The organism is Actinosynnema sp. NPDC023658 (assembly GCF_040639995.1).
GTDB lineage: Bacteria > Actinomycetota > Actinomycetes > Mycobacteriales > Pseudonocardiaceae > Actinosynnema.
This window is the reverse complement of record NZ_JBFAAX010001050.1, coordinates 1-1,858: the sequence shown is the minus strand read 5'-3', so window position 1 is coordinate 1,858 and position 1,858 is coordinate 1. Positions and strand designations below refer to the sequence as shown.

General features: G+C 72.6%; 3 protein-coding genes. All 3 read right to left on the bottom strand.

Annotated elements, in window-relative coordinates:
- Nucleotides 1-530 (bottom strand): hypothetical protein (locus tag AB0G02_RS37930; RefSeq protein ID WP_360804659.1); only part of this gene is annotated, 530 nt, incomplete at its 3' end.
- Between the two features lie 22 nt (nt 531-552).
- Entirely contained in the window at nt 553-744 is a 192-nt protein-coding gene (locus AB0G02_RS37925; protein WP_360804656.1) for a hypothetical protein, read from the bottom strand.
- Between the two features lie 454 nt (nt 745-1,198).
- Nucleotides 1,199-1,858 (bottom strand): alpha/beta fold hydrolase (locus AB0G02_RS37920; protein WP_360804653.1); only part of this gene is annotated, 660 nt, incomplete at its 5' end.

Here is a 1,858-nt window from a genome sequence, read left to right as displayed (position 1 = left end):
ACCGCGCCGCGCACGAGCGCGCGTGGCTCCCGGCCCACGGCGTCGGCCACCGGCCCGTCCAGGCCGGGCAGGGCCAGGGGGTGCAGTTGCGCGACGTGCACCGACCACTGCTGCCACCGCTCGACCGGCCCGAGCACGGTGGAGACGTCGTGCGGCGGAGGTGTCGTCACCACCTCGCCGTCCGGGCCGGTCAGGAGGGACAGCGCGGTGAGCGTCGCCCAGTCGCGCCAGGCCGTGACACCCTGTTCGCGGGTGTGCGCGTCGCCCAGCGCGGGGTAGTGCGTGAAGGACTCGGTGACGACCGCGACGTCCCGCACGTCCAGGGGGCGGTCCAGCAGCAGGTGCGGCGCGAAGACGTCGGCGCCCACCAGCCGGACCGCTCCGAGGGCGGTGGTGAGGTCGGCGCACGAGTCGACGTGGTCCGCGAGCGTCCCCGGGTCCGCGCCGTCGAGCGCGTCGAGGACCCGGACGGCCAAGTCGTCGGCCGCTTCCGCGAACGACGCCCGCGTGACCCGCCCGTCGGTCGTCACCGAAAATTCCTCAGCTGGTCCTTCACCTGTCCTTCGGCTCCTCCGGCACGCCGGGGGACAGCAGCAGCAGCAGGCCGAGCAGCAGCAGGCCGGCCGACTGCGGCGAGTACAGCGGTGCGTCGCTGATGATGGCCTCGGGCTCTGCCATCAACGTGCCCAGCGCGACTTGTCGGTCCGGTGTCGCGACCGGCCGGGTCAAGATCTGCACAGACATCGCAGGCTCCTCACATGCGTGAAACTCCCGGGTAGAACTGGCTTTCCCCTTCGAGTGGAGCACATGCGACGACGTCCATCCGAACAGGACGACCCATCCCCGGCTAATTCACTCGTGTGAGTGACGAAGCATCAATCGTGACGGTGGTGTCCGTCGGCTCCACCGCCACTCGGCAGCGCGAAAGTCCTTTGCCACAAACGATCTCGCGGCACGTCGAGGTCGAGGGCGGCGGGGTTAGTGCTGCGATGACACTTATGCGAGAAGGAAGTTACGTCTTCCGTGACGCAGGGAGGCGGCGCATCCCGCGTGACGTGCGGCCGAGCACGTTCGTGCGACCGGCGTTCGTTTCCCCTTGCGCACAAGGCATCTCGATCCGACCTGTGTGCGCCGGCACGCGGATCGGACACGACACCGCGAAGTGGACCGCGGGTGTGGGGCGTGGTGCTCGGGTCGGTCAGCTCCGCAGGAAGTCGACGATCGCGGCCCGGAACTCCGGGCTGTCGGCCGCGGTGCCGTGGTCGCCGGGGATCACGAGGAGCCGGGCGTCGGGGATGGCGTCGGCCAGCACGTCCGGACGGGTGGCGAGCTCGTCGTCCTCACCGGCGACCACGAGGGTCCGGGCGGTGATGGCGGCCAGGTCGACACCGCCTTGGTGCGCGGCGCGGGCCTGCGCGGCCAGGGAGGGCATGTCGTTGCCCGCCGCCACGGCGGCCGCGCGCATGCCCGCGATCCCGGGTGGCAGGGTGCCGGGGTCGTCGGCGAGCAACGCGTCGGCCAGGACGTGGTTGGGCAGGACGCGGGTGTCGACCCCGCCCACCTCGACCACCCCGGCACCGACGCCGCCGACCACGAGTCGGCGCACGGTCGGCTCTTGAGCGGCGACGCACAGGGCGATGACGGCGCCCATCGAGTAGCCGACGAGGTCCACGGCGGGGGCGTCGAGGGGGGCGATGACCAGGCTCAGGTCACGGGCCATGCGCGGTTCGCCGTAGCGGGCGGGGTCGGGCGACTTCCCGGACCTGCCGTGGCCGCGGGGGGCGGCGCCCACGACGGTGCGCCCGGCGGCGGTGAGGGCCGGGCCGGTGGCGCACGCGACCCACCCGCCCAGGGTGCT

What these genes read in the sequence shown, in the direction of transcription:
- AB0G02_RS37925 (WP_360804656.1), bottom strand. Translation starts at nt 744, where the DNA reads ATGTCTGTGCAGATCTTGACCCGGCCGGTCGCGACACCGGACCGACAA.